This window comes from Collimonas sp., assembly GCF_039923675.1.
Lineage (GTDB): Bacteria > Pseudomonadota > Gammaproteobacteria > Burkholderiales > Burkholderiaceae_D > Collimonas.
In genome coordinates this window covers 19232-45400 of sequence record NZ_JBDTCG010000063.1, presented here as the reverse complement: position 1 = coordinate 45400, position 26169 = coordinate 19232, and the positions used below count along the sequence as shown (strand labels likewise).

23 protein-coding genes and 1 tRNA gene are annotated in these 26169 nt (G+C 56.9%); 13 read left to right on the top strand and 11 right to left on the bottom strand.

Annotation, left to right across the window (positions count from 1 at the left end; all coding sequences use genetic code 11):
* The first annotated feature begins 4 nt into the window (after positions 1–4).
* The 9 genes from ispB (at position 5) to ABI171_RS14000 (ending at position 8223) form a co-directional block, all read left to right on the top strand.
* Positions 5–955 carry an octaprenyl diphosphate synthase gene (gene ispB, locus ABI171_RS14040; RefSeq protein WP_348093197.1) on the top strand — a complete coding sequence of 317 codons (951 nt, stop codon included), beginning with the start codon at positions 5–7 and terminating at the stop codon, positions 953–955.
* Between the two features lie 116 nt (positions 956–1071).
* Positions 1072–1148, top strand: a tRNA-Pro gene (locus ABI171_RS14035).
* 56 nt (positions 1149–1204) lie between these two features.
* Positions 1205–2494 (top strand): HlyC/CorC family transporter, encoded by a 1290-nt coding sequence (locus tag ABI171_RS14030; RefSeq protein WP_348093183.1) that lies wholly within the window; start codon positions 1205–1207, stop codon positions 2492–2494.
* Between the two features lie 123 nt (positions 2495–2617).
* Entirely contained in the window at positions 2618–4339 is a 1722-nt protein-coding gene (gene pilB / locus ABI171_RS14025; protein WP_348093182.1) for a type IV-A pilus assembly ATPase PilB, read from the top strand.
* Between the two features lie 15 nt (positions 4340–4354).
* A complete protein-coding gene (locus tag ABI171_RS14020; RefSeq protein ID WP_348093181.1) occupies positions 4355–5587 on the top strand; it encodes a type II secretion system F family protein in 1233 nt (410 codons plus the stop codon).
* Positions 5587–6453 (top strand): A24 family peptidase, encoded by an 867-nt coding sequence (locus ABI171_RS14015; RefSeq protein ID WP_348093180.1) that lies wholly within the window; start codon positions 5587–5589, stop codon positions 6451–6453. Before ABI171_RS14020 ends, ABI171_RS14015 begins: the two co-directional genes overlap by 1 nt.
* Positions 6454–6459: 6 nt before the next feature.
* Positions 6460–7125 carry a dephospho-CoA kinase gene (coaE, locus tag ABI171_RS14010; protein ID WP_348093179.1) on the top strand — a complete coding sequence of 222 codons (666 nt, stop codon included), beginning with the start codon at positions 6460–6462 and terminating at the stop codon, positions 7123–7125.
* A 131-nt stretch (positions 7126–7256) separates the two neighbouring features.
* Positions 7257–8012 carry a cell division protein ZapD gene (gene zapD, locus ABI171_RS14005; protein WP_348093178.1) on the top strand — a complete coding sequence of 252 codons (756 nt, stop codon included), beginning with the start codon at positions 7257–7259 and terminating at the stop codon, positions 8010–8012.
* A gap of 22 nt (positions 8013–8034) precedes the next feature.
* Positions 8035–8223, top strand: a complete 189-nt coding sequence (locus tag ABI171_RS14000) for a DNA gyrase inhibitor YacG (RefSeq protein ID WP_348093177.1) — start codon at positions 8035–8037, stop codon at positions 8221–8223.
* Between the two features lie 30 nt (positions 8224–8253).
* Here ABI171_RS14000 and mutT read toward each other — a convergent pair whose 3' ends face one another.
* The 5 genes from mutT to ABI171_RS13975 all read right to left on the bottom strand — a co-directional run bounded on the left by mutT (position 8254) and on the right by ABI171_RS13975 (position 15184).
* Positions 8254–8697 (bottom strand): 8-oxo-dGTP diphosphatase MutT, encoded by a 444-nt coding sequence (mutT, locus tag ABI171_RS13995; RefSeq protein WP_348093176.1) that lies wholly within the window; start codon positions 8695–8697, stop codon positions 8254–8256.
* Positions 8698–8718: 21 nt separating this feature from the next.
* Entirely contained in the window at positions 8719–9597 is an 879-nt protein-coding gene (locus ABI171_RS13990; protein ID WP_348093175.1) for an ATP-binding protein, read from the bottom strand.
* 172 nt (positions 9598–9769) lie between these two features.
* Positions 9770–11008, bottom strand: coding sequence for a bifunctional glutamate N-acetyltransferase/amino-acid acetyltransferase ArgJ (argJ, locus tag ABI171_RS13985; RefSeq protein WP_348093174.1), 1239 nt, complete (start codon positions 11006–11008; stop codon positions 9770–9772).
* Positions 11009–11223: 215 nt separating this feature from the next.
* On the bottom strand, positions 11224–13983 hold the full coding sequence (gene secA / locus ABI171_RS13980) for a preprotein translocase subunit SecA (RefSeq protein WP_348093173.1): 2760 nt from the start codon (positions 13981–13983) through the stop codon (positions 11224–11226).
* A 244-nt stretch (positions 13984–14227) separates the two neighbouring features.
* On the bottom strand, positions 14228–15184 hold the full coding sequence (locus ABI171_RS13975) for a M23 family metallopeptidase (RefSeq protein ID WP_348093172.1): 957 nt from the start codon (positions 15182–15184) through the stop codon (positions 14228–14230).
* A 159-nt stretch (positions 15185–15343) separates the two neighbouring features.
* Here ABI171_RS13975 and ABI171_RS13970 point away from each other — a divergent pair, with 159 nt between their 5' ends.
* The 4 genes from ABI171_RS13970 (at position 15344) to ABI171_RS13955 (ending at position 19787) form a co-directional block, all read left to right on the top strand.
* Complete coding sequence (locus ABI171_RS13970) at positions 15344–15754, top strand: hypothetical protein (RefSeq protein ID WP_348093171.1); 411 nt, start codon at positions 15344–15346, stop codon at positions 15752–15754.
* Between the two features lie 350 nt (positions 15755–16104).
* Complete coding sequence (locus ABI171_RS13965; protein ID WP_348093170.1) at positions 16105–16560, top strand: PTS sugar transporter subunit IIA; 456 nt, start codon at positions 16105–16107, stop codon at positions 16558–16560.
* Between the two features lie 21 nt (positions 16561–16581).
* Positions 16582–18342: an ABC transporter permease subunit gene (locus tag ABI171_RS13960; protein ID WP_348093169.1), complete on the top strand. Its 1761-nt coding sequence runs from the start codon at positions 16582–16584 to the stop codon at positions 18340–18342.
* A 20-nt stretch (positions 18343–18362) separates the two neighbouring features.
* The gene (locus ABI171_RS13955) at positions 18363–19787 is read left to right on the top strand and encodes a nitrate/sulfonate/bicarbonate ABC transporter ATP-binding protein (protein WP_348093168.1); all 1425 of its coding nucleotides are present in this window, start codon (positions 18363–18365) and stop codon (positions 19785–19787) included.
* Between the two features lie 69 nt (positions 19788–19856).
* On the opposite strand, the gene lpxC is transcribed toward ABI171_RS13955, so the two are convergent.
* The 6 genes from lpxC to ABI171_RS13925 all read right to left on the bottom strand — a co-directional run bounded on the left by lpxC (position 19857) and on the right by ABI171_RS13925 (position 26144).
* A complete protein-coding gene (lpxC, locus tag ABI171_RS13950; RefSeq protein ID WP_348093167.1) occupies positions 19857–20792 on the bottom strand; it encodes a UDP-3-O-acyl-N-acetylglucosamine deacetylase in 936 nt (311 codons plus the stop codon).
* A 202-nt stretch (positions 20793–20994) separates the two neighbouring features.
* Positions 20995–21501, bottom strand: coding sequence for a peroxiredoxin (locus ABI171_RS13945; protein WP_348093166.1), 507 nt, complete (start codon positions 21499–21501; stop codon positions 20995–20997).
* 215 nt (positions 21502–21716) lie between these two features.
* A complete protein-coding gene (gene ftsZ / locus ABI171_RS13940) occupies positions 21717–22892 on the bottom strand; it encodes a cell division protein FtsZ (RefSeq protein WP_348093165.1) in 1176 nt (391 codons plus the stop codon).
* A gap of 189 nt (positions 22893–23081) precedes the next feature.
* Positions 23082–24314 (bottom strand): cell division protein FtsA, encoded by a 1233-nt coding sequence (gene ftsA, locus ABI171_RS13935; RefSeq protein WP_348093164.1) that lies wholly within the window; start codon positions 24312–24314, stop codon positions 23082–23084.
* Between the two features lie 10 nt (positions 24315–24324).
* Positions 24325–25092: a cell division protein FtsQ/DivIB gene (locus ABI171_RS13930; RefSeq protein ID WP_348093163.1), complete on the bottom strand. Its 768-nt coding sequence runs from the start codon at positions 25090–25092 to the stop codon at positions 24325–24327.
* Positions 25093–25169: 77 nt separating this feature from the next.
* The gene (locus tag ABI171_RS13925; protein WP_348093162.1) at positions 25170–26144 is read right to left on the bottom strand and encodes a D-alanine--D-alanine ligase; all 975 of its coding nucleotides are present in this window, start codon (positions 26142–26144) and stop codon (positions 25170–25172) included.
* Between the last annotated feature and the right edge of the window lie 25 nt (positions 26145–26169).

Below are 26169 nucleotides of genomic sequence, written 5' to 3'. Positions count from 1 at the left end.
CATGATGTCCCCGATCGCGGCCGATATGGACGCTGTCAATGCGGTGATTCGCCGGCAGTTGCACTCAGAAGTGCCGCTGGTGAATCAAATTGCCGAATACATCATCAGCGCCGGCGGCAAACGCTTGCGTCCGGTGCTGGTCTTGCTGATGGCCCGCGCTTGCGGCTACGCCGGCGACAAGCACCACGAGCTGGCCGCGGTGATCGAATTCATCCACACCGCCACCCTGTTGCATGACGACGTGGTGGACGAATCGTCATTGCGGCGCGGCCGCCAGACCGCCAATGCACTGTTTGGCAACGCGGCTTCCGTGCTGGTCGGCGATTTCCTGTATTCACGCGCCTTCCAGATGATGGTTGCGGTCGACAATGCGCGCGTCATGCAAATCGTCGCCGACGCCACCAACGTCATCGCCGAAGGTGAAGTGCTGCAATTGCTGAACATGCACAATCCGGACGTCTCCGAAGAAAATTATCTGCAGGTGATACGCTCGAAGACCGCCAAGCTGTTCGAGGCGGCGGCGCAACTCGGCGTCCTGATCGCCGGCGCCGATGACGCAGTGATTGAAGCAGCAGGAGAATACGGCCGTTCATTGGGTACCGCGTTCCAGCTGATCGACGATGTGCTGGACTACTCCGGCAATGCCAGCGATATCGGCAAGAATGTCGGCGACGACCTGCGCGAAGGCAAGCCAACCCTGCCGCTGATCTACCTGATGAGCCATGGCACGCCGGAGCAGCGGCAACTGGTGCGCAGCTGCATCGAAAACGGCGACGAGCAGCACTTCAATGAAATTCTGGCCGCCATCACCAGTTCCGGCGCCTTGGACTACACCCGGCATGAAGCGGAGAAGGCGGCGCAACGCGCAGCGACAGCGATCTCCGGGTTGCCAAATAGTCAGTTCAAGGATTCTTTGCTACAATTATCTGCGTTCGCTGTGGATCGCAATCACTGAGAATGTAACCGGGGGGACTGCGGCGTCGATGATTTATCAAGCTGATGTATCGAGCTGATGTATCAAGCGCCGGACTGCAGCCCAAAAACCTGTTCAAGTTATTGAACAGCTCATGTCGGGGTGTAGCTTAGCCTGGTAGAGCGCTACGTTCGGGACGTAGAGGCCGGAGGTTCGAATCCTCTCACCCCGACCAGATAAAATTGAATACTCGATACTTCGGTTCATTAACCTTTTTTTTACGGTGACCCTTTGGATGCCGTGCCCCTCTGGGTGCAGATTCTTGCACTAGTCGTACTCATTTTACTGTCGGCTTTTTTTGCAATGTCGGAAACCGCACTGGTGGCCGCCAACAAGCATCGCCTGCGTCATCTGGCGAAGCGCGGCAGCAAGTCCGCCGCCACCACCTTGTGGCTGCTGGAACGCACCGACAAGCTGCTGTCGCTGATCCTGATCGTCAATACGCTGGTCAACGCGCTAGCCACCGCGCTGGTGACGGCGATTGCCATCAGCACCTTCGGCAATCATCAGAATGTGATTACAATTGCCACGGCAGCGGTCGCGTTCCTGCTGATCGTATTTGCCGAGATCACGCCGAAAGTCATAGGTGCAACCTATCCCGAACGGATTGCGCTGCCCACCAGTTTCGTGCTCAAGCCACTGATGGCGCTGGCCAAACCGCTGATCTGGTTTGTCAATCTGTTCGTCTCGGCAATCCTCAAGGTGCTGCACATCAAAACCGGCAAACACGCGCAGGAACAACGTGTCTCGCCGGAAGAATTGCGCTCTATCGTTCTCGAAGGCGGCAATTTCATGCCGCAAAAGCACAAGAGCATTTTGCTGAACCTGTTCGATCTGGAAAAGATTTCGGTGGAAGACGTCATGACGCCGCGGGCGCAAGTCGAAGCGCTGAACCTGGCGGCTTCGGTGGAGGATATCAAGCATCAGCTGACAACTTGCTATCACAACAAACTGCCGGTGTATGAAGGCGAAATCAATCAGATCGTCGGTATCCTGCACGTACGTAAAGCGATGGTATTGCTGAACCAGGAAGCCGAATTAACGGTAGAACATTTCCGCCAGTTGCTCAGTACGCCGTATTTCATCCCGGAAGACACTGACGTTTTCACGCAGCTGCAATACTTCCAGGAAAACCATGAGCGGCTCGGCATCATCGTCGACGAATATGGCGAAGTGCAGGGACTGGTTACCCTGGAAGACATCATTGAAGAAATGATTGGTGAATTCACCACGTCCAAACCGGGCGCCGCCCGCGCCGACAGCTTTGCCTGGAATGCCCAAGGCCAGTGCCTGCTGGAGGGTGCAACATCCCTGCGCGATATCAACAAGCGCCTCGGTTTGAATTTCCCGCTGGACGGGCCCAAGACCCTGAACGGCCTGCTGCTGGAATGGCTGCAAGATATTCCAGACAACAATGTCAGCTTGAAAATTGCCGGATGCATCATAGAAATCGTACAGGTGCAAAACCAGGCGATCAAGGTTGCTAAATTGATGCGGCCGAATAAACTACAAGAACGGTAAAAAAACTGCCTCACGGCAATTTTTGCGACACATTTCTTCACAAATCCTTTACAAGTCAGTTTCCCGTAGGGCATCATTAGTCGGTTGTAATGGTTCCGCACACCTTTTGGTATTGATCCCCCTATGGCAGCAGTATTTCCCAACGCTAGTACCACCGGCCCGATCTCGGGACTTGCCCGCGCATTGCTGCAGGCTGGACGGATTTCCACGGCGCAGGTCGAGGCCTTGCACAAAAAAGCCAGCGATACGCAAACGCCATTCATCGCTGCCTTGCTGGAAAGCGGCCATCTTGATGCCCGCGCGCTGGCCTTGTTTTGCGCCGAGACTTTTGGTTATCCGCAACTGGATCTGAATGTACTGAATCTGAGCTCGTTGCCGGAAAAGGCGATTGACGCCAAACTGATGGAGACCCACAACATCCTGGCGCTGGCGAAACGCGGCAACAAGATTTATGTGGCGCTGTCCGATCCGACCAATATCCAGGCGCTGGACCAGATCAAGTTCCAAACCGAACTGACGGTGGAACCGATCATCGTCGAACATCCGGTGCTGCAGAAGCAGATCCAGAAGCTGGTGAAGTCGGCCGAGCAAAGCCTGAACGAGATGGTCGGCGACGACCAGGAAATCAATTTCGTCGAAGAGGATACGGCAGCGGTAGCCGATGCCGCGGCGGATGTCGACGATGCGCCGGTAGTCCGTTTCCTGCAAAAGATCTTGACCGACGCCATCAACCAAGGCGCGTCCGACTTGCATTTCGAACCGTTCGAAAAATTCTACCGGATCCGTTTCCGGGTCGATGGCGTATTGCGCGACATGGCCCAGCCGCCGTTGTCGATCAAGGAAAAACTGGCGTCCCGCATCAAGGTGATTTCCAAGCTGGACATTTCGGAAAAGCGCGTACCGCAGGATGGCCGCATGCGGTTGGTGGTGTCGAAAACACGGGCGATCGATTTCCGGGTAAGTACCTTGCCGACCTTGTTTGGCGAAAAGATCGTGATGCGTATCCTGGATCCCAGCCAGGCGCAGATGGGGATTGATGCCCTGGGTTACGATCCGGATCAAAAAGCCATCCTGATGGATGCCATCCAGCGTCCTTATGGCATGGTGCTGGTGACCGGCCCTACCGGTTCCGGCAAAACCGTGTCGCTGTATACCTGCCTGAATATCCTGAACCAGCCGGGCATCAATATCTCCACGGCGGAAGACCCGGCCGAAATCAACTTGCCCGGCGTGAACCAGGTCAACATCAACGACCGCGCCGGACTGACTTTCCCGATAGCGCTAAAAGCCTTCCTGCGACAGGATCCCGACATCATCATGGTCGGTGAAATCCGTGACCTGGAAACCGCCGACATCTCGATCAAGGCTGCGCAAACCGGGCATATGGTGTTCTCCACGCTGCATACCAACGACGCGCCGTCGACGTTGACGCGGCTGATGAACATGGGCGTGCCGGCTTTCAATATCGCCTCCTCGGTGATCTTGATCACCGCGCAGCGCCTGGCGCGCCGCCTGTGCAGCTGCAAGCAGCCCATCACGATCCAGGAAGAAGCCCTGGTCGAAGCCGGCTATACCGACGACGACCTTGACGGCAGCTGGATGCCTTACAAGGCGGTAGGTTGCGAACGCTGCAATGGCACTGGTTATAAGGGACGGGTCGGCATCTACCAGATCATGCCGATCACCGAGGAAATCGAACGCATCATTCTGGCGCATGGCACTGCGCTGGAAATCGAAGCACAGGCCAAGCGCGAGGGTGTCAAAACATTGCGCCAGTCGGGATTGGTGAAGGTTAAACAAGGGATGACCAGCCTCGAAGAAGTGCTTGGTTGCACCAATATCTAATTAGGGGAATAGTTCATGGCAACTGCCGCACGCGGCGCCGCAAGCGCACGTCAGGTCAAGGAATGGGTTTATCTTTGGGAGGGCAAGGATAAAAAGGGCAAAGTAGTGCGCGGCGAGCTGCGTGCCGGTAGCGAAACCGTGGTCAGTGTCACCATGCGCCGGCAAGGAATTCTGGTTACCAAAGTTAAAAAGAAGACTTTCCGTAGCGGGAAGAAGATTACGGACAAGGATCTTTCCCTGTTTACGCGCCAGCTAGCCACCATGATGAAGGCCGGTGTGCCGCTGCTACAGTCCTTCGATATCGTGGCCAAGGGCCACGCCAATCCGTCTGTGTCAAAACTCGTCAATGACATCCGCGGCGATGTGGAAACAGGGACCAGCTTGAGCCAGGCGTTCCGCAAATTTCCCCTGTACTTCGACCCCTTATTCTGTAACCTGGTTGGCGCGGGTGAACAAGCCGGTATTCTTGAAGACTTGCTGGAACGCCTGGCGATCTACAAGGAAAAAACGATTGCCATCAAAGGCAAGATCAAGTCTGCGCTGTTCTATCCCATATCGATTCTGGCGGTGGCTTTTATCGTCACCGCAGTTATCATGATCTGGGTCGTTCCAGCGTTCAAACAGGTATTCTCGAGCTTCGGCGCCGACCTGCCCGCGCCAACCTTGTTCGTAATGGCGATCTCTGATTTTATGGTGGGCAACTGGTACATCATCTTCCCGACCATATTTGCCGGCTTATATCTGTTCTTCCAATCGTGGAGACGTTCACTTAAAGTACAGCGCTTCATGGACAGGCTATTGTTGAAGGCTCCGATCTTCGGCGCGGTAATACGCAAAGCCACGATTGCACGCTGGACTCGCACTTTGGCTACGATGTTTGCCGCAGGCGTACCCTTGGTCGAATCGCTGGATTCGGTCGGCGGCGCATCAGGCAACGCTGTATATCTTGATGCAACCAAGAAGATCCAGAGCGAAGTCAGTACAGGCACCAGCCTAACCACAGCAATGGAAAACGCCAATGTATTCCCGAACATGGTCACGCAGATGGTCTCTATCGGCGAAGAATCCGGTTCACTGGATCAGATGCTGGGCAAGGTAGCCGATTTCTATGAAGCAGAAGTCGACGACGCGGTGGCATCCCTGTCTAGCCTGATGGAACCTCTGATCATGGTGATTCTGGGTGTACTGATCGGTGGTCTAGTGATCGCCATGTATTTGCCAATCTTCAAATTGGGTTCGGTGGTCTGATGCAAGATGGCATTTTTTTCCTGGCGGCGGGAAGCCTGCTTCCCACCGCCCTGGCAGCTATTTTGGGCTTACTCATCGGCAGTTTCCTGAATGTCGTGATTCATCGGCTACCGATCATGATGCAGCGCGAATCGGACAATTATGTAGCCCATGAAAGCGGCAATCCGCTGCCGCATACCGACCGCTACAACCTGGTCGTGCCGCGCTCCGCCTGCCCGCAATGCAAACACCAGATCGGCGCGCTGGAAAACGTGCCGGTGCTGAGCTATCTGGCGTTGCGCGGCAAATGCGCATCTTGCAAAACGCCAATTTCAGCACGCTATCCCATCGTGGAAGCCTTCACCGGCGCCTTGTCCGCACTGCTGATCTGGCATTTCGGCAGCGGCTGGGCCGGTTTGGCGACCCTGGTTTTTGCCTATCTGCTGATCGCCATGACGTTCATCGATGCCGATACGCAGTTGCTGCCGGACGACCTGACCTTGCCATTGTTATGGCTGGGCTTGCTGCTCAACCTGTCCGGCCTGTTCGTGCCGCTCAGCGAGGCCGTCATAGGCGCCGCCGCCGGTTATCTGAGCTTGTGGACGATTTACTGGGCATTCAAGCTGCTGACCGGGAAAGAAGGCATGGGTTACGGCGATTTCAAGCTGCTGGCGGCGCTCGGCGCATGGCTGGGCTGGAAAATGCTGCCCGTCATTATCCTGTTTTCTTCGCTGGTAGGCGCGGTGGTCGGCATCGCCCTGATCATCTTTGCCCGCCGCGGACGCGACAACCCCATCCCCTTCGGCCCCTATCTGGCGGCTGCCGGCCTGCTGGCCCTGCTGTATGGCCGCACAATTCTGGAAACTTATTTCGGTTTTGCTACCTAACATCGTATGGGTACGAGCATAGAGCAGCCCGATGGCGGCAACGGCGGCCAGCCGGTGATAGCAAAACCGAGATTTACCGTCGGTCTGACCGGCGGTATCGGCAGCGGCAAAACCACGGTCGCCGACATGTTCGGCGAACGCGGCGCTACGATTATCGACACCGATGCCATCGCCCACCAACTAACGGCGGCCGGCGGCATTGCCGTAGCGGCGATTGCCGCGCAATTCGGCGACAGCTTCATTGACGCCGGCGGCGCGATGGACAGAGTCGGAATGCGCGCCCGCGTGTTCTCGGATCCGCAAGCAAAGCAGCAGTTGGAAGCCATACTGCACCCGTTGATCCGCACCGAAACCGCCAATGCGGCCGAGCGCGCAACGGGTTTGTACCTGATCTTCGCCGTGCCGCTGCTGGTTGAGTCTGGCAACTGGAAACAGCGGGTTGAGCGCATACTGGTGATAGATTGCGATGAACGGGTTCAGTTGCAACGCGTGATGCAGCGCAATGCACTGGATGAATCGCAGGTGCGCGCCATCATGGCGACGCAAGCCACCAGGCAGCAGCGCTTGCAGGCCGCCGACGACGTGATTGTCAACGATGGCGAGCGCGCCGCGCTATTACCGCAAGTAGAGCGCCTGCATGCCTTGTATGAAGCATTTAGCCGGTCCTTATAAATGGTATAAAGCCTTGTGCATGGGCGAAAAAAACTATCGCGCAATGTAAAAAACGGAAGGGCATTTGTAATTTCTGTTCGCATCGTTCAGAATCATGTCTTATCTGGCTCAAATTTTTAAGGGATGTCACTTTGATCGTCTACGAATATCCTTTCAACGAGCGCATTCGCACCCTGTTGCGGCTGGAAGACCTGCACGAACGGTTCAGCTTTTTCGTGCAGCAGGAAAGTCCGCTACAACACCATATCGCACTCTCCACCATTTTTGAAATGCTGGAGGTTGCCGGACGCGCCGACTTGAAATCGGATCTGCTGCAAGAACTGGAACGGCAAAGACAAACCCTGCTCGGCTTCAAGACCAATCCGAACGTGGCGCCGGAGATGCTGGACGCCATTTTGCAAGAGATCGACCGCATCAGCACCGCATTGATGGCAACCCAGGGCAAGACCGGTCAGCACATCCGCGATAATGAATGGCTGATGAGCATTCGCGGCCGCACCATCATTCCGGGCGGCGCCTGCGAATTCGACCTGCCCTCGTATTACGCCTGGCAGCAGCATCCCGCAGAACAGCGTTTTGCCGACATTATCAGCTGGTTCGGACCACTGGCGCCCTTGTTCGACGCCATCAGCATCGTCTTGCGATTGCTGCGAGAAACCGGGAGTTCGGTAAAAATAGACGCACAAAACGGCAGTTACCAGCAAATGCTGCAAGGAAAATCTTACCAGATGCTACGTCTGGTGATCGATCCGCAATTGCTGGCGATTCCTGAGATATCTGCCAACAAATACATGTTGTGGGTGCGTTTCACGTCGCAAGGCGGCGATCTCAAACCCAAGGCGTATGAAAGCGATGTGCCGTTTGAACTGACTTTGTGTAACTTTTAAACGCTTTATTGAACAGAATAGTATGACTACTACCGTTGATTGCCCGACTTGTGGCACAAAAATTGAATGGATTGCAGCAAACAAATTCCGGCCGTTTTGCTCGGAACGCTGCAAGCAGATTGATCTGGGCGCATGGGCTGAAGAGAAATACGCTATCCCGGCAGTCAATCCGCCGGATGAGATTGACGATGATGGCAAGCTGCCGCAATAGTTTGCAGCCAGCCTTCGAACAAATCGGCGCTTAAGTCTGTCCGCTTATGCCTGCCACCTGTAAATAATTTTCCCGCCGTAATTCATCCAGCCATTCGATCAAAGGAATGGCCGCCGGCAGCAAAGGCTCTACGCCAACGCTGCCCTGCCAGGAAAAAGCCTGCCCTTCCAGGCTTTGCGGCTCCCCGTTCCAGTCACGGCTGATGTAAAAATGCAATCGTACATGCGCGTGCGCGTAGTGATGCTCGATACCGCACCATGGCTCCGCGGAATTGATTTCTATCCCCAGCTCTTCCAGCAGCTCGCGCTTCAGGGCATCGAAAATCGATTCGCCGGGCTCCACTTTACCGCCCGGAAACTCCCAATAACCGGCCATCGGCTTACCGGCCGGCCGCTGCCCAAGCAGGACATCGCCATTGGGCTTCATCAAAATGCCAACGGCAACGTTGACCGGCAATACTTGTTCTGTCGTCATGTATAAAGTCGTGTTTTCTGCTTAGTCGGGGCTTGTCATGCGGCCGGCATAATCGCGGGCGAATTGCCATGCGACACGTCCCGACCGCGAAGCGCGTTGCAAGGCCCAGCGCAATGCATCAGCGCGCGCTTCGGCGATCTGTTCCGCATCGCAGCCGAAATGGCTGAGCCAGTGGCCGACAATGTCCAGGTAGTCATCTTGTTTGAACGGATAAAACGACACCCACAGGCCGAAACGCTCGGAAAGTGAAATTTTTTCCTCGACGGTTTCGCCCGGATGCAGATCGCCGTCTTCGGTAGTCTTGTAGGTAGCGTTGTCGGACATCCGTTCCGGCAGCAAATGGCGGCGATTGGAGGTTGCGTAAATCAGCACATTGTCCGATTGCGCAGCAATACTACCGTCCAGCGCGACCTTGAGCGCCTTGTAGCCGCTCTCTCCCTCTTCAAAAGAGAGATCGTCGCAGAAAATGATAAAGCGCTCAGGACGCGCCGCCACCAGGTCGACGATATCCGGCAATGCCGCCAGATCATCCTTGTCCACCTCGATCAGGCGCAAACCCTGCGGCGCGTACTGGTTCAGGCAAGCTTTGATCAAGGATGACTTGCCGGTGCCGCGGGCACCGGTCAACAGTACGTTATTGGCCGGCCGGCCATCGACGAACTGGCGGGTATTCTGGTCGATCTGCTGCTTTTGTATTTCTATATTATGCAAATCCGACAAGGCGATATCCGAGATATGGCCCACCGCCTGCAGATAACCGCCGGCTGCGCCGCCGCGGTGACGCCAGCGAAAGGCTGTAGCGGCATCCCAGTCGGGAGCGGCATCAGCGCGTGGCAGGATGGACTCAAGACGGCCCAGCAGGGCCTCGGCGCGGATAAGAAACTGGTCTAGTTGGGTCATGGCTCAAGAAATCAGAAGTACAGGTAATCGGATGACAATCATTGATTATCATTTTGACGCAAAGCACAATGATAGTAGATGAATATTATTTGTCGAGGCTTTGGATAGCTCAAGCGTAACTGCCGTCAGAACGGATCCGACTGCAGCCCGCATTGCTACAAACCCATGGCGATCAGGAACGGTAATCCGCATTGATCGACACATAGTCATGCGACAGATCGCAAGTCCAGATAGTCGCCGCCGCATCGCCGCGCGCCAATTGCACGCGTACCGTAATTTCGCTTTGCTTCATCACGCGCTGACCGTCCGCTTCCTGGTATTCCGGATTGCGGCCGCCATTCTTGGCCACCAGTACGTCATCCAGGTACATATCCAGCTTGCTGACGTCCAGATCGTCGACACCGGCATAGCCGATTGCCGCAAGGATCCGGCCCAGGTTCGGGTCGGAGGCGAAGAACGCTGTCTTGACCAACGGCGAATGGGCAATCGAGTAAGCGATCTTGCGGCACTCGGCAACATCCCGCCCTTGCTCGACCGTTACCGTGATGAACTTGGTCGCGCCTTCACCGTCGCGGATGATCATTTGCGCCAGATGCTGCGAAATATCGGTCACCGCTGCCGCGAGTTCTGCGTACTCCGGGCTGTCGATGCTATTCACTTCCAACTCGCCGGCGCCGGTGGCGATCAGCATGAAGGAATCGTTGGTCGACGTATCGCCGTCGATCGTGATGCAATTGAAAGAGCGGTCGGCCGCTTGCTTTACCATTTTCTCCAGCATCGGCTGCGCCACTTTCGCATCGATCGCCAGGAAACCCAGCATGGTCGCCATGTTCGGCTTGATCATGCCCGCGCCCTTGCTGATGCCGGAAAAATTCACGGCTTTACCAGCGATGAGCAGGCTGCGCGACGCCGCTTTCGGCTGCGTATCGGTAGTCATGATGGATTCGGCCGCGTTGAACCAGTTGTCGCCCTGCAGGTTGGCGATCGCCAGCGGCAAGCCGGCAATGATCCGCTCCACCGGCAACGGTTCGAGAATCACCCCGGTCGAAAACGGCAAGATCTGTGCAGCGTGGCAACCCAGCAATTCCGCAAGCGCATCGCAGGTCGCATTGGCCGCCGCCAGGCCGGCTTCGCCGGTGCCGGCATTGGCGTTGCCGGTATTGATCAGCAGCGCGCGGATCGGTTCGCCGGAAATCTCGGCGGCGGCCAAATGCGCTTTGCTGACTTGCACCGGCGCGGCGCAAAAGCGGTTCTGGGTGAATACCCCGGCCACGGTGGCGCTCGGCGCCAATTTCATCACCAGCAAATCCTTGCGATTCGCTTTGCGCACGCCGGCTTCGGCATAGCCAAGCTCGATACCCGCAACGGGCAGCAGGTCAGTGGCGACAGGAACAGGGGAATTGACGGCCATGGGAATCCTTAACTAAATATAAATATTAACGTTGGTAATTACAGTGAATCTCTAGTTGCATAACGCAGGCACACAGCATGGTGCGAAATCAGATGGCTATTTTAAGGCGTATGGCGGGGCTACGTGCAATCTGCCGCAACAAAAGCAAAGGGCGGGGGTTTCTGCGCCCCCGCCCTTGCTTAATACCTACCGGCAGCTACCGGCCAACCTTCTGCTTACATCAACTGGCCATGGCACTGCTTGTACTTCTTGCCGCTGCCGCAAGGGCAAGGATCATTGCGGCCGACCTTCGGCACGTCATTGACCTGCTGTTGCGACTCGTCGCTGTGCGCGGTTGGCGCCAGCAAGGCTTCCGGCGCCGCAGTCGGATCGAAATCGGCGTGTTGATAATGGACATTTTCAACATGCGATTGCGATAATTCTTCTTCCGCCGCAGCGATTTCCTCACGGTTTTCGATACGGACGGTCATCACCACCTTGACCACTTCATTCTTGATCAGATCCAGCATCTGGCCGAACAGTTCAAACGCTTCGCGCTTGTATTCCTGCTTCGGATTTTTCTGTGCATAACCACGCAGATGGATACCCTGGCGCAAATGATCCAGCGCCGCCAGATGTTCACGCCAATGGCTGTCCACGCTCTGCAACATGACGCTGCGCTCGAAGCCGGCGAACGATTCCTTGCCGACGATTTCGGTCTTGGCGGCATAGGTGCTCTCTGCCGTGGCCAGTACGCGTTCCAGCAACTCGTCATCGGTCAGATTAGGTTCCGACTTCAGCATCTCGCCCAGCGGCACTTCCAGATGCAGTTCATTGGCAAGGGCCGCTTCCAGTGCAGGAATATTCCATTGCTCTTCCAGCGATTCCGCCGGCACATGAGTACGGAAAGTATCGTCCAGCACGCCTTCTCGCAGCGAAGCGACTGTCTCGGTAACGCCTTGCGATTCCAGCAGCTCATTACGCTGTTGGTAAATCACCTTGCGCTGGTCGTTGGCGACGTCATCGTATTCCAGCAATTGCTTACGGATATCGAAGTTGCGTGCTTCCACCTTGCGCTGTGCCGATTCAATCGAGCGCGACACGATGCCCGCTTCGATCGGCTCGCCTTCAGGCATCTTCAAACGGTCCATGATGGAGCGTACGCGGTCGCCGGCAAAAATGCGCAGCAAGGCGTCATCCAGCGACAGGTAGAAACGCGAAGAACCCGGGTCACCCTGACGTGCGGCACGGCCGCGCAACTGGTTATCCACCCGGCGCGATTCGTGACGTTCGGTACCGATGATGTGCAAGCCGCCGGCATGGACCACATGGTCATGCAGCGATTGCCATTCATCGCTCAGTTTGTCGGAACGCAGCTGCTTTTCCGTGTCGCTCAGCGCGTCGTCGGCTTCGATGAACTGGATTTGTTTTTCGACATTCCCGCCCAACACAATATCGGTACCGCGACCGGCCATATTGGTCGCAATGGTGATGGCTTTAGGACGTCCGGCCTGCGCAATGATTTCCGCTTCGCGCGCATGCTGCTTGGCGTTCAGCACATTGTGCGGCAACTTGGCTTTGCTCAGGATATCTGCCAGCAGTTCCGAGTTTTCGATCGAGGTGGTGCCGACCAGCACTGGTTGTCCGCGCTCATAGCAATCCTGGATATCTTTCAGCATCGCATTGTATTTCTCTTGCGATGTCTTGTAGACCTGGTCTTGGCGGTCTTTACGCTGGTTCGGGCGATTTTGCGGAATCACCACGGTTTCCAAGCCGTAGATTTCCTGGAACTCGTAAGCTTCGGTATCGGCGGTACCGGTCATGCCGGCCAGCTTGCCGTACATGCGGAAATAATTCTGGAAAGTGATCGAGGCCAGGGTCTGGTTCTCGTTCTGGATCTTGACGCCTTCTTTCGCTTCCACCGCCTGGTGCAAGCCGTCCGACCAGCGACGGCCAGTCATCATGCGGCCGGTGAATTCGTCGACGATGACGATTTCGCCGCCCTGCACCACGTAGTGCTGGTCCTTGAAATACAGCGAGTGCGCGCGCAATGCGGCGTACAGATGATGAATCAGGCTGATGTTGGCAGCGTCATACAGCGATGCGCCTTCGGCCAGCAAGCCCATGTTGGTCAGGATCTGCTCGGCCTTTTCGTGGCCGGCTTCAGTCAGCAACACCTGGTGTGCCTTCTCGTCCTTGGTGTAATCGCCGGGCAATTCGACCTTGCCCTTGCCGTCCGGCGTTTCTTCGCCGATTTGTTGGATCAGCAGCGGTGGCACTTCGTTGATTTTGTAATACAGGTCGGTGTGATTTTCAGCCTGGCCGGAAATGATCAGCGGGGTACGGGCTTCATCGATCAGGATTGAGTCGACTTCATCGACGATCGCGAAATTCAGCGTGCGCTGAACGCGGTCGGCAGCGTCGTACACCATGTTGTCGCGCAGGTAATCGAAACCGAATTCATTGTTGGTGCCGTAGGTGATATCGGCGCCGTAGGCAACTTGCTTGGCGTCATGCTCAACCGACGACAGGTTGACGCCGGTAGTCAGACCGAGCCAGCCATACAGGCGTCCCATCCACTCGGCGTCGCGTTGTGCCAGGTAATCATTGACGGTCACCACGTGCACACCCTTGCCGGACAGCGCATTCAGGTAAGCCGGCAGGGTCGCCATCAGCGTCTTGCCTTCGCCGGTGCCCATTTCGGCAATCTTGCCGTAATGCAGCACCATGCCGCCGATCAGCTGGACGTCGAAATGCCGCATCTTCAGGACGCGCTTACCGGCTTCGCGGCACACCGCAAAAGCTTCAGGCAACATATCGTCGAGCTTTTCGCCACCCGCAATCCGCTGTTTCAGCTCCGGCGTTTTAGCCTGCAGTTCGGCATCGGACAGTTTTTCAAATGCCGGTTCAAGTGCATTAATTTGTCGGACGACTTTTTTATATTGTTTGAGCAGACGCTGGTTGCGGCTACCGAAAATCTGGGTCAGTAATGACATGCTTGGATTCTAAAAAAGAGCGCCGGCGACATTCCGTCACATCTTGTGGCATCTTGTGAACACACACGCAATGAGTACGAAACCGGGCTGTGGCTAAATAAATAATCGGAGAATTTTATCATGCAGTCCCCGACACATTGGGGTTATGCACCAGGAAACAATAGCAAGTTGCGCAAATTGTGCCGCATTCGCACGGCTTGCGGTCAATCTTCGGCCAAACATACTTTCATTAAAACAACATCTATTACTTCCCTGCCAATGTTGCCACCTTGGCCAGGTCGGTGCCGGCATTCAGGAACTTGCGTGGATCCTGCGCGATACCTTTGATTCTTACCTCGAAATGCAGATGCGGCCCGGTAGAGCGCCCGGTGGTGCCGATATCGGCGATATGCTGGCCGCGCTGCACGATATCGCCCACCTTGACCAGCAGCCGCGAGGCATGCGCATAACGGGTGATGATATCGTTGCCATGGTCGATATCGAGCATGTTGCCGTATTGCGGATGATATTCAGCCGCAATCACCACGCCCGCCGCAGCGGCCACAATCGCGGTGCCTACCGATGCCGGGAAATCCAGCCCTTCATGAAATGCGCTGCGACCGGTAAAAGGATCGACCCGCCAGCCAAAGCTCGAGGAGTTATAGCTGACATTGACCGGCTGGTTGGTCGGCAACAGCTTGGACTTGATGCGGTCGCTCATCAGTACTGTTTCGACCACGTTCATATAGTCGGCGCGATAGCCGACGTCGCGCGACATGGCGTCCAGCGCATGCTGGAATTCGCTCATGCTCATATCGTGCGAGCGACGGTCACCAAGACTGCTGGACTCGGCGCCGCCGCGTCCCGGCGCTTCCTTGAAATTGAATTCTTCCGGCTTCACGCCCGCCAAGCCCTGGACGCGCTCGCCCAATGCATCCAGACGCATCAGCTGTGCTTGCATTTCACCCAGCTTGATCGCCATCGCCGCCAGGTTTTCTTTCAGGTACTTGTCTTTGTCCGGCATGCCGCCGGCCGCGCTGCTGACCGCGGCCTTGCCGACGAACGGTACGTTGAGCGAATAATGGATCGTGAGGAAATACAACAAGACAGTTGCCAATATGACCGACAACAGGAAGGCTCCGACCATCAATATCAGGTGCCGCGCGCCCAGAGTGATGGATTTTGCACGATTAAAGCGCGGGTGCAGCAGAATTACTTGCATTGCGGCTCCGGTGGCGTACTGGCCGGCTCACAGGTGTGATAATGTTTCACTATCATGCGTAGACTCTCAACTTCTTCTTACCGGCCACCGGCATTCGGCTCCAGGCCGCAAACCAAAACATCCCGGGACGCCACAGATTTTTTACGGGGGAATGACAGGATGGCGGCGTTACTGCCCGCTGTCACACGCATGGCGGCGTTGCAAAAGCAGTGCGCCGCCGAATTGCCATCCATGTTCAGTACTTGTGAAGTATTGCAATGTGAAGCAGGACAACTCGTCTTGTCAGCGCCTAATGCCGCTCTTGCAACTAAACTGAAGCAACAGCTGCCGCGCCTGCAAAGCCAGTTGCAAACAGGAAATTGGCAGATTAATGCAATCCGAATCAAAGTGCAAGTCAGCCAAAATCTGGTGAAAGCGCCTGTGGTCAAGCAGGCATTACTTTCGTCCAACGCCGTGTCAGCATTCTCCACGCTGATGGAAGATCTCGAACCTTCCACTGCGAACGAAGCGCTGAAAAATGCGATCGCCGCGATGGTGGCGCGTCATCGCAGCAAAAACAGTAAAGACTGAATTCCTATTTACTCAGTTTATTTACTCAAAATCAAAAAATATTGCAATAAAAGCATTATACGCCAGCAATAGCGGCACCCTCCTATTTTGCCTTCAGAGATATTGATGAATTTGACCGCCAGCCTGGCCAACGCGCGATTTGATGCAAGCACTTCCCGCAGCGAGAAATATCGCGGCAAGTAATAAGCCGGTAACAAGTTAAATACACACTATACATACAAGCTGCCAACCCTTCTGTTTCAAAAACATTGTTGCAGCCCAACAAGACGGATATCCTGTCGTGTGCCGGCGGTGGCATGCAAACCAAACCACCGTCCTCCCTTGAACCTCGAACCACGACAGACAGATTGATGAACAGTATTGGCGAATTGCTGGCAGTCGAAAATATCCTGCTTGATTTGGACGTTGCACACAAGGACCAGGTTTTCGCGGCCGCCGGACAACTCCTCGGCGACCGGCATGGCCTGTCCGGCAAGCAGGCGTCCGACGCCCTCTCGGCGCGTGAAGCGCTGGGCTCGACCGCGCTGGGCGCAGGGGTTGCAGTGCCGCACGCACGCATCCGCGGACTGGCGCAGGCGGTGCTAGGGTATATACGGCCAAGCACGCCGCTGGCATTTGACGCGCCTGATGCAAAACCGGTCTCGGACATCATCGTCATCCTGATACCGGAACACGCCACCGACCAGCATTTGAAAATCCTGGCGGAAGTCGCCGAGATGTTCCAGGACCGGCGCTTCCGCGAACGGCTTGCCGCATGCAGCGATGCCGCCGGTGCGGGCCGCGTCTTCACCAGCTGGCCCGAATAAAACACCTCAATATTCCCAAGCATGCCTAAACGCTCTTATCCGGATATCACTTCGCCCCAGCTGCGCACCAGCTGGCGCTTCGGCTGGATCGACATCCTGGTCGTGATGGCGATGTTGCTGCTGTTCTGGCTGGTGTTCTCGCTCAGCGGCGACATGCGCGTGCACTTCGACGAACTGCATCCGCCGCCATTGTCGCTGGATGTAGAGATGATCCCGTATTACACCGCGCGCACCGTGCTGCGGATGTTCATCGCCTTCGCCGCTTCGCTGTTGTTTACCTTCATCTGGGGTTATGTCGCGGCCAAGAGTCCGCGTGCGCGCAAAGTCATGCTGCCGATCCTGGATATCCTGCAATCGGTGCCGGTGCTGGGTTTCCTGTCGATCACGGTGACCGGATTCCTGGCCTTGTTTCCCGGCAGCTTGCTGGGTGTCGAATGCGCCAGCATCTTTGCAGTGTTCACCGCGCAAGCCTGGAACATGACCTTCGGCTTCTACCACTCGCTGGTGACGATTCCCGCCGAACTGTCGGAAGCCGCCTCCGTGTTCCGCCTCAACCGCTGGCAGCGTTTCACCACACTGGAGCTGCCGACCTCGGCCATCGGCCTGATGTGGAATTCGATGATGAGCTTCGGCGGTGGCTGGTTCTTCGTGGCGCAAAGCGAAGCGATCACCGTGCTGAACAAGAATATCAAGCTGCCGGGCCTGGGTTCCTACATGGCGGCGGCGGTCGAAGCCGGCAACAGCCGTGCCGCACTGTATGCGATTGCAGCGATGATCCTCACCATCCTCTTGATCGATCAACTGGTATGGCGGCCGCTGGTCGCCTGGGCCGAGAAATTCAAGCTGGAGAATACCGAAGCCAAAGACAGCCCGCAGTCGTGGATGCTGGATTTGCTGCGGCGTTCCAATGTGGTTGGCTGGCTGTTCCAGCGTATCGGCAGTTTCTTCGCCCGCTTCAGCCAGCGCATCTCGATGGTGGCCACCGATGTCTCGGCCAGCGTGACACGCAACGCGCCGACGCTCTTCAAGCAAGTCCTGCGCGCGGCGCTGTGGCTGGCCATCGCCGCCGGCATTGTCTGGCTGGTGATCGATGCGTTTGGTGTCGCCAGGGAAATCAAGACCGAGATGACCGGCCCCGAGATGCTGCATGTGGTCTGGCTTGGCGTTCTCACCTTCCTGCGGGTGCTGGCGATGATGGTGGTGGCAACGCTGATCTGGACTCCGATCGGCGTCTGGATCGGCTTGCGGCCGCGGGTAGCCCGCATCGCCCAGCCGCTGGCGCAGATCGCCGCCTCTTTCCCGGTGAACATGACTTTTCCCTTCATCGTGGTATTTTTCATCACGATGAACATTCCCATCAACATCGGCAGCATCCTGCTGATGGCATTGGGAACCCAATGGTATATCCTGTTTAATGTGATCGCCGGCGCCATGGCGATTCCCACCGATCTGCGCGAAGCCGCGCAGATCTTCGGCTTGCGCAAATGGCGTTTGTGGAAGACCGTGATCATTCCGGCGATTTTCCCGTTCTGGGTCACCGGCGCGGTGACCGCCACCGGCGGCGCATGGAACGCCAGCATCGTGGCCGAAGTTGCCTCATGGGGCCAGAACAAGCTGGTGGCCGACGGCCTCGGCGCCTACATCGCCCGGGTCACCGAGAAAGGCGACAAGCCCGCGATTTATTTCAGCATCGTGGTGATGTCGCTGTTCGTGGTGCTGATCAACCGTTTCCTGTGGCGCCGCCTGTATGCGCTGGCAGAACATAAATTCAAGCTCGATTAATCGCTCGAAGGAAGTGACCGATGTCAGACCCCGTTTCCACCGCTCCCGCCGCCAGCCGCAACGCCTTGCACGCCGCGCCTCTGATCGAACTGCAGCATGTGTCGAAAGCCTATACCACCGGCGGCGGCGAACCCGTCACCATTCTCGACGACATCAACCTTGCCGTGCGCGAGGGTGAAATGCTGGCGCTGCTGGGCCAGTCAGGCAGCGGCAAATCGACCATCCTGCGCCTGATTGCAGGACTCACCGACCCCACCAGCGGCGCTGTCCTCAGCCACGGCAAAGCGTTGGATGGCATCAATCGCCAGCTGTCCATCGTGTTCCAGAGCTTCGCCCTGTATCCATGGCTTACCGTGCAACAGAATGTCCAGGTCGGGTTGACCCAGCGCCGCCTGAGCGCCCAGCAGGAGCAGGAAGAAATCGACAAGGTCCTGACGCTGATCGGCTTGTCCGGTTTCGAGAACGCCTTTCCCAAGGAGCTGTCCGGCGGCATGCGCCAGCGCGTCGGCCTGGCGCGGGCGATTGTCGCCAAGCCGGAGGTGTTGTGCATGGATGAAGCGTTCAGCGCGCTCGACGTGCTCACCGCCGAGAACCTGCGTGCGGAAGTGGTCGACCTTTGGAATAACGCCGGCGAAACCGGCATCAAGAGTATTTTTTTCGTCACCCATAATATTGTCGAAGCCGCCTACATGGCGTCACGCATCGTGATCATTTCCTCGCATCCGGGACGCATCAAGAATGTCATTCAGAATCCGCTGCCGTATCCGCGGGATGTGAAGTCGAAGGAGTTCGCCGCCCTGGTGAACCAGATTCACGATGCGATTACGGCACTGGCGTTGCCGGACGAACCGGCGGCAGAAGTTGCGGTCGCCGAAGCTGGCGTCGACGGTGAAAAAGCGCCGGAACAAGAAGTACAGATGGCGACAGCGCAGGATACGGGTTCCAGCCGGGTCGAACCGATTCCTAACGTGCCTGTGGGACGCATTGTCGGCCTGCTGGAAATTCTCCAGAATAACCAGGAAACCATCAACATCTACGAACTGAGCACCCGGATCGGGACCGACTTCGGCGAAACGATCGCCATCGTCAAAGCGGCAGAGATGCTGGACCTGGTCGATACACCGAAGCACGAAGTCAACATGACCACGCTCGGCTGGTATTTCCTGGCCGCGCCGCTGGCGGCGCGCAAAACGCTGTTCAGGAAGCAGATCCTGCGTTTACGGCTGTTCCAGATGCTGACTGCGCGCCTCAATGACAATCCGGGCGCGAAGGTAAAAGAGGACGACATCCTGGAAGAACTGGCGAGCCTGCTACCTTACGACCAGCCGGAAAGCCTGTTCGCGACGCTGATTTCCTGGGGCCGCTATGCTGAAATCATCGATTATGATCAACGCACGGGCACGGTCCACCTGGAGGCGCATGAGCCGCAGGTGACCAGCTCCTAGCTAGCGATTGATAGTGTTTGATCCGGCGGTTTTAGACTGCCGTCAAAAAGAGAACTTTAAAAGAGGGCTTTAATTCAGCGCCCATTCTTGTCCGACTTGCCGCTGATAGGCGCCCGGAGCTTCGGCCAACTCCTCAAAGCTGACCACCTCATAGGCATCCGGTTGCGCCAGCAAGGCGCGCAGCAACTGGTTATTCAAACCGTGGCCGGATTTGTGGGCGGTATAACTGGCCAGCAGCGGATGGCCGATCAGGTACAAGTCGCCGATGGCATCCAGGATCTTGTGGCGCACAAACTCGTTTTCATAACGCAGGCCGTCGCTGTTCAGGATCCGGTATTCGTCCATGACGATGGCGTTTTCCAGCGAACCGCCGCGTGCCAATCCCAGGCCGCGCATGGTTTCCACATCCTGCATGAAACCGAAAGTACGCGCGCGCGCGATTTCTTTCACATACGACTCGATGCTGAAATCGACTTCCGCGGTCTGGCCGGTGCCATCCACCGCAGGATGGTTGAATTCGATAAAAAACTTGAGCTTGAAACCATTGCAAGGATCCAGCCGCGCCCACTTTTCGCGGTTGCCCTGGCCTTCGCGCACTTCGACGGATTTTTTGATGCGGACGAATTTCTTGGCGGCGCCCTGCTCTTCCAGTCCGGCTTGCTGCAGCAGGAACACGAAAGATGAGGCCGAGCCGTCCATGATCGGAATTTCTTCGGCCGTCACATCAACATACAGGTTATCGATGCCGAGGCCTGAACAGGCCGACATCAGATGCTCGATGGTCGATACCCGCGCGCCGTCCTTGACCAGCACCGAGGCCATGCGTGTATCGCCGACTTCGGTGGCTTTCGCAGGAAAATCGATGATCGGATCGAGATCGACACGACGGAACACGATGCCGGTATTGACAGCGGCCGGGCGCAAGGTCAGCTCGACCTTGGTGCCGGAATGGACGCCGATACCTGTCGTCTTGACAATTTTCTTGATGGTGCGTTGTTTCAACATGATGACATTATAAATCTTACTGATAATTATTCTGTAACGATGTGTAGTCGCTGTGGGGAAAAAAACACGCTTGGGTCGCCAAGCTATTTTTTTCTATCGAAGGCATATCGGCAGGCTATCGCCAGCTCTTCAATTTTCCACCCGCACAAACGAAAAACGGCGCACCTGGCGCCGCCTTGCCTACCAACAAACAACAGAAATTTTATGCGAGCTGACCGAGCAGTGTTTCTGCATTAGAAACTTCAAACGCACCGCCTTGCTCAACGTTCAATTGCTTGACTACGCCGTCTTCGATCAGCGCCGAGAAACGCTGCGAACGTGTACCCATGCCGAACTTGCCGAAATCTGCATCCAGGCCCAGCGCCTTGACGAAATCCGCATTGCCGTCAGCCAGCAAACGTACGGTGCCGGTAGCTTTTTGATCACGGCCCCAGGCGCCCATGACGAACGCGTCATTGACCGAAATCGCCCAGATTTCATCAACGCCCTTGGCTTTGAATTCTGCTGCGTGCTGGATGTAGCCAGGCAGGTGCTTGGCGGAGCAGGTTGGCGTGAAGGCGCCAGGTACTGCGAACAAGGCGATTTTCTTGCCCTTGACCAGATCGCTGACAGCGAAAGTATTTGGGCCGAGCGCGCAACCTGCGGTTTCGGTTTCGATGAATTCTGCTAATTTGCCTTCTGGCAGGCGATCGCCGATCTTGATGGTCATGATAAGTCCTTGTCTAGTTGATGAGGCTTCCGAACCCGCGCCACGACCTTGGTCGTTCGCCGATTTTCGAAAACACCAAATGTTAACAGATACTACAAAAGAAAACGCCGCGCCTTGCGACGCGGCGTGGAACCCGCAGTATGCCTTGTTCCGCAAATTCATGCAGAGCGCGGCCGGTGATAGCGGGTATAAGAACCCGCTACATCTAGCCTTGCTTAGTCGGCTTGCTTACGCAAAAAAGCCGGAATGTCATAGGTTTCCATGCCATTCTTTTCCAAAGCCCGCACCGTATCGGAAGCCGATTCGCGACGCCATACCGCCGGCGCCTTCATGCCTTCGAACGACGAGCTGCCATGACCAACCGATGGCTGGCCGTGCATCAGCGGCTCGTTGTGGGTCCCGGTACGCATCATCGGCGCCTGCACCAGCTGCACTGCCTTGCGCGAACGGCCCAGGCCGGTAGCCACCACGGTGACGCGGATATCGTCGCCCATCGTCTCGTCGTAGGCAATCCCCTGGGCAATCGACGCGTCCGGCGCCGCAAACGCACGCACCGTCGCCATGACTTCCTTGATTTCCTTACCCTTCAGGCTGCGGCTGGCGGTAACATTGACCAGTACGCCGCGTGCGCCGGACAGGTCGATGCCGTCCAGCAGCGGCGAGGCGACTGCCTGCTCCGCCGCCAAACGTGCGCGATCCACGCCGGATGCGGTCGCCGTACCCATCATCGCCTTGCCTTGTTCGCCCATGATGGTCTTGACGTCGTTGAAGTCGACGTTGATGTGGCCCGGCACGTTGATGATTTCAGCGATACCGGCAACGGCATTGTTGAGCACATCATCGGCGTGCTGCAGCCATTCCATCATGCTGTCGTCTTCATAAATCTCTTCGAGCTTTTCGTTGAGAATGATGATCAGCGAATCGACGTGCTGGGACAAAGCCTCCAGGCCTTCATCGGCGATGTCCATGCACTTCTGGCCTTCATAGGAGAACGGCTTGGAGACCACCGCCACCGTCAGCGCGCCCAGTTCCTTGGCGATTTGCGCCACTACCGGCGCCGCGCCGGTGCCGGTGCCGCCGCCCATGCCAGCGGCGATGAACACCATGTGTGCACCGCGCAGTGCGTCTTCAATCCGGCTGCGCGATTCCTCAGCCAGCTGACGGCCCACCGACGGCTTCATGCCGGCGCCCAGGCCGGTCTCGCCGATCTGGATGACGTTATGCGCCTTCGATTGCTTGAGCGCTTGTGCATCCGTGTTGGCAGCGATGAACTCCACTCCCGACACACCCTTGTTGATCATATGTTGGACCGCATTGCCGCCGGCGCCGCCGACGCCCACGACTTTAATCACGGTGCCCAAAGTTGCATTGTCAAGCATATCGATTTCCATGATATTTCCTCATAAAGATGCAGCATCCAGTCAATAGGCATCACGCTGTGTGAGGCCTAGCAACTGACAACTGCGTGTTGCACAAACAACGTTAAAAATAAAACTTCCCGTTTGACCAGTGAGTACGAAGTGCTTCGCCGCTAGCTTTATCCGGCAACTCTTGTTAACTTCTGTCCTCGGTGATCAAGATTAAAAATTCCCTAAAAACCATTCCTTCATGCGCTGCCAAATCGCTTTGGCCGATCCCTCCTGACGCGTCACGATATAGCCGCGCAGGTATTGCTTTTTCGCTTCCAGCAGCAAGCCCAGCACCGTCGAGTAGCGCGGACTGCGCACCACGTCAGCCAGCTGGCCGCGGTAGTCCGGCGTCCCCAGCCGTGCCGGCTTGAGGAAGATGTCTTCCGCCAGCTCGATCATGCCCGGCATCATGGCCGAACCGCCGGTCAGCACCACGCCGCTCGACAACACTTCTTCGTAGCCCGACTCGCGCACTACCTGATGCACCAGCGCGAACAACTCTTCGACCCGCGGCTCGATCACTGCCGCCAGAGCCTGGCGCGACAAGGTGCGCGGATTGCGGTCGCCCAGGCCGGGCACTTCCAGCGTTTCGCCCGGGTCCGCCAGGATCTGCTTGGCGACGCCGTAGCGCAACTTGATTTCTTCCGCTTCATTGGTCGGCGTCCGTAACGCCATCGCAATGTCGTTGGTAATCTGGTCGCCGGCAATAGGAATCACCGCGGTATGGCGGATCGCCCCTTCGGTGAACACCGCCACGTCGGTGGTGCCGCCGCCGATATCCACCAGCACCACGCCCAGTTCTTTCTCATCCGGCGTCAGCACCGCATCGGCCGATGCCATCGGCTGCAAGATCAGGTCCGACACTTCCAGTCCGCAACGGCGAATGCACTTGACGATATTCTGCACCGCGGACACCGCGCCGGTGACGATGTGCACCTTGACCTCGAGTCGGATGCCGCTCATGCCGATTGGTTCACGCACATCTTCCTGGCTATCGACAATAAATTCCTGCGGCACCGTATGCAGCAATTGCTGGTCGGTAGGAATGTTGACCGCCTTGGCCGTTTCAATAACGCGCGAGACGTCCGCGGCGCTGACTTCCTTGTCCTTGATCGCCACCATGCCGCTGGAGTTGAAGCTGCGGATATGGCTGCCGGCGATACCGGTGTAGACATTGCGGATCTTGCAGTCGGCCATCAGCTCGGCTTCTTCCAGCGCGCGCTGGATCGATTCCACGGTGGCTTCGATGTTGACCACCACGCCTTTCTTCAGGCCCTTGGATTCCGACTGCCCCAGGCCGATCACTTCATGGCGACCATCCGACAATACCTCGGCTACCACCGCCACCACCTTCGAGGTGCCGATGTCGAGACCGACGATCAAATTTTTTGCGTCTTTTGTCATAATGTTTCGCTTATTTTTTCTTGCTTCCCAATCCGACCGACAAGCCGCTCGCCTTCAGCGCCAAGCCATTCGGATACCGCATATCCACACTCTCGATCCGGTTCTGCAAACGTGACAGCAGTTGCGGATAAATCTGCACCAGTCGCGCCACCCGGTCCTTCAGGGTGGTTTTGTTTTGTTCCCGTCCCAGCTCTACCGTCATGCCGTTGTCCAGCTTGATGGTCCATGCGTAGCGGCTCGATAAAGCCACTTCCACCGGGTTCAACTTCAGCGGCGCAAACCAGCGGCGAAAATCCGCCAGGCGCGCCACCACATCCTTCTCACTGCCATCCGGACCGGACAGGCGCAGCAACGCACCATCTTCTTCCGCCTCATCCAGGTTGGCGGTAAACAAGTCGCCACGCACCGACAACAAGCGACCGTCGTCATCCCAGGTCGCCAGCGGCTGATGCTCATCCACCGTCACGATCAGCGTGTTCGGCCATTCACGCTGCACCGACGCCTTGCGTACCCACGGCACCGATTCGAATGCACTGCGCACCGTATCCAGATTGGCGGTAAAGAAGTTCCCCTTGATGCGCGCCAGAGCGGTGGAGCGGACGATCAGAGGATTGACGCGCCGCAGCTCGCTCTGGCCGGCGCCTTCAATCCGGATCGTCTTCAGCGTAAACATCGGACGCTGCGCCAGCCACCAGATGCCGGACGCCAGCAATGCAAGCGCAACCAGTCCTAGCAAGGTACCGGAGATCGCGTTCAACATTTTGACGTCTTGCCACATGGTTATCGACTTTATCGCTTGGATCGTTAGGGACTTCTTTAACTATTTTCTTTCAGTTTCTTTCCATATCGGTCCTGCTACTCCGGCTTCCAGTCCGCTGTCGGCATCAAATCCAGCGACGCTGACGCCAATATTTCAAGACACAAATCTTCGTAGCTGACGCCGTTCGCCTTGGCCGCTATCGGCACCAGCGAATGCCCGGTCATCCCCGGCGAGGTGTTGATCTCCAGCAGGAACGGTTCATTATCGGTGTCGCGCAACATGAAATCCACGCGCGCCCATCCTTCGCAGCCGATCGCCTTGAACGCCTGCACCGCCAGCGACTGTATCCGCTCGGTCAACGCGGCATCCAGCGGCGCCGGACAGAGATACTTGGTGTCGTCGGTAAAATACTTGTGCTGATAATCGTAGTTGCCTTCCGGCGCACGGATTTCAACGATAGGCAGCGCGCGCGCAGTGCTGCCTTTGCCGAGTACCGGCACAGTCAGCTCGCGCCCGCGCACAAATTCTTCCGCCAGCACCACGTCGTCGTATTTGGCGCACAACGCAAAACCGTCGTTCATGTCGGAATAACCGGCCACCTTGCTAATGCCGATGGTCGAACCTTCATGCGGCGCTTTCAACATCAGCGGCAGGCCCAGCACGTCCGGCACCTGGCGCAGCTCTTCCCGGGTTGCGGCATGGGTGTCCAGCACCAGGAAACGCGGCGTCGGCAAAGCCATGCTTTGCCAGACGCGCTTGGTCATTATCTTGTCCATCGCAATCGCTGAGGCCATCACGCCCGGACCTGTGTACGGAATGCCGAGCTGCTCCAGCGCGCCTTGCAAAGTGCCATCTTCGCCATAGCGGCCATGCAAGGCGATAAACACGCGGTCGAATTTCTCCGCCGCCAGTTCTGCCAGGCTGCGCTGGCCCGGATCGAACGGATGAGCATCGACGCCGCGGCTCTTCAACGCCTGCAATACGCCGGTGCCGGACATGATGGAAACTTCACGCTCAGCCGAACGGCCACCGAACAGCACTCCGACTTTTCCGAATTGAGGACCTGTCATTTTTTTGCTCATCGCTTCACTCATG

Coding starts and splice junctions, on each gene's coding strand:
- ABI171_RS13925 (WP_348093162.1), bottom strand. CDS start 26,144: ATGACAGGTCCTCAATTCGGAAAAGTCGGAGTGCTGTTCGGTGGCCGT.
- ABI171_RS13990 (WP_348093175.1), bottom strand. CDS start 9,597: ATGACCCAACTAGACCAGTTTCTTATCCGCGCCGAGGCCCTGCTGGGC.
- ABI171_RS13945 (WP_348093166.1), bottom strand. CDS start 21,501: ATGACCATCAAGATCGGCGATCGCCTGCCAGAAGGCAAATTAGCAGAA.
- ABI171_RS13970 (WP_348093171.1), top strand. CDS start 15,344: ATGGCGGCGTTACTGCCCGCTGTCACACGCATGGCGGCGTTGCAAAAG.
- ABI171_RS13960 (WP_348093169.1), top strand. CDS start 16,582: ATGCCTAAACGCTCTTATCCGGATATCACTTCGCCCCAGCTGCGCACC.
- ftsZ (WP_348093165.1), bottom strand. CDS start 22,892: ATGGAAATCGATATGCTTGACAATGCAACTTTGGGCACCGTGATTAAA.
- coaE (WP_348093179.1), top strand. CDS start 6,460: ATGGGTACGAGCATAGAGCAGCCCGATGGCGGCAACGGCGGCCAGCCG.
- secA (WP_348093173.1), bottom strand. CDS start 13,983: ATGTCATTACTGACCCAGATTTTCGGTAGCCGCAACCAGCGTCTGCTC.
- ABI171_RS14000 (WP_348093177.1), top strand. CDS start 8,035: ATGACTACTACCGTTGATTGCCCGACTTGTGGCACAAAAATTGAATGG.
- ABI171_RS14020 (WP_348093181.1), top strand. CDS start 4,355: ATGGCAACTGCCGCACGCGGCGCCGCAAGCGCACGTCAGGTCAAGGAA.
- ABI171_RS13965 (WP_348093170.1), top strand. CDS start 16,105: ATGAACAGTATTGGCGAATTGCTGGCAGTCGAAAATATCCTGCTTGAT.
- ABI171_RS13955 (WP_348093168.1), top strand. CDS start 18,363: ATGTCAGACCCCGTTTCCACCGCTCCCGCCGCCAGCCGCAACGCCTTG.
- ABI171_RS13975 (WP_348093172.1), bottom strand. CDS start 15,184: ATGCAAGTAATTCTGCTGCACCCGCGCTTTAATCGTGCAAAATCCATC.
- argJ (WP_348093174.1), bottom strand. CDS start 11,008: ATGGCCGTCAATTCCCCTGTTCCTGTCGCCACTGACCTGCTGCCCGTT.
- ABI171_RS14015 (WP_348093180.1), top strand. CDS start 5,587: ATGCAAGATGGCATTTTTTTCCTGGCGGCGGGAAGCCTGCTTCCCACC.
- lpxC (WP_348093167.1), bottom strand. CDS start 20,792: ATGTTGAAACAACGCACCATCAAGAAAATTGTCAAGACGACAGGTATC.
- ispB (WP_348093197.1), top strand. CDS start 5: ATGTCCCCGATCGCGGCCGATATGGACGCTGTCAATGCGGTGATTCGC.
- pilB (WP_348093182.1), top strand. CDS start 2,618: ATGGCAGCAGTATTTCCCAACGCTAGTACCACCGGCCCGATCTCGGGA.
- mutT (WP_348093176.1), bottom strand. CDS start 8,697: ATGACGACAGAACAAGTATTGCCGGTCAACGTTGCCGTTGGCATTTTG.
- ABI171_RS13930 (WP_348093163.1), bottom strand. CDS start 25,092: ATGTGGCAAGACGTCAAAATGTTGAACGCGATCTCCGGTACCTTGCTA.
- ftsA (WP_348093164.1), bottom strand. CDS start 24,314: ATGACAAAAGACGCAAAAAATTTGATCGTCGGTCTCGACATCGGCACC.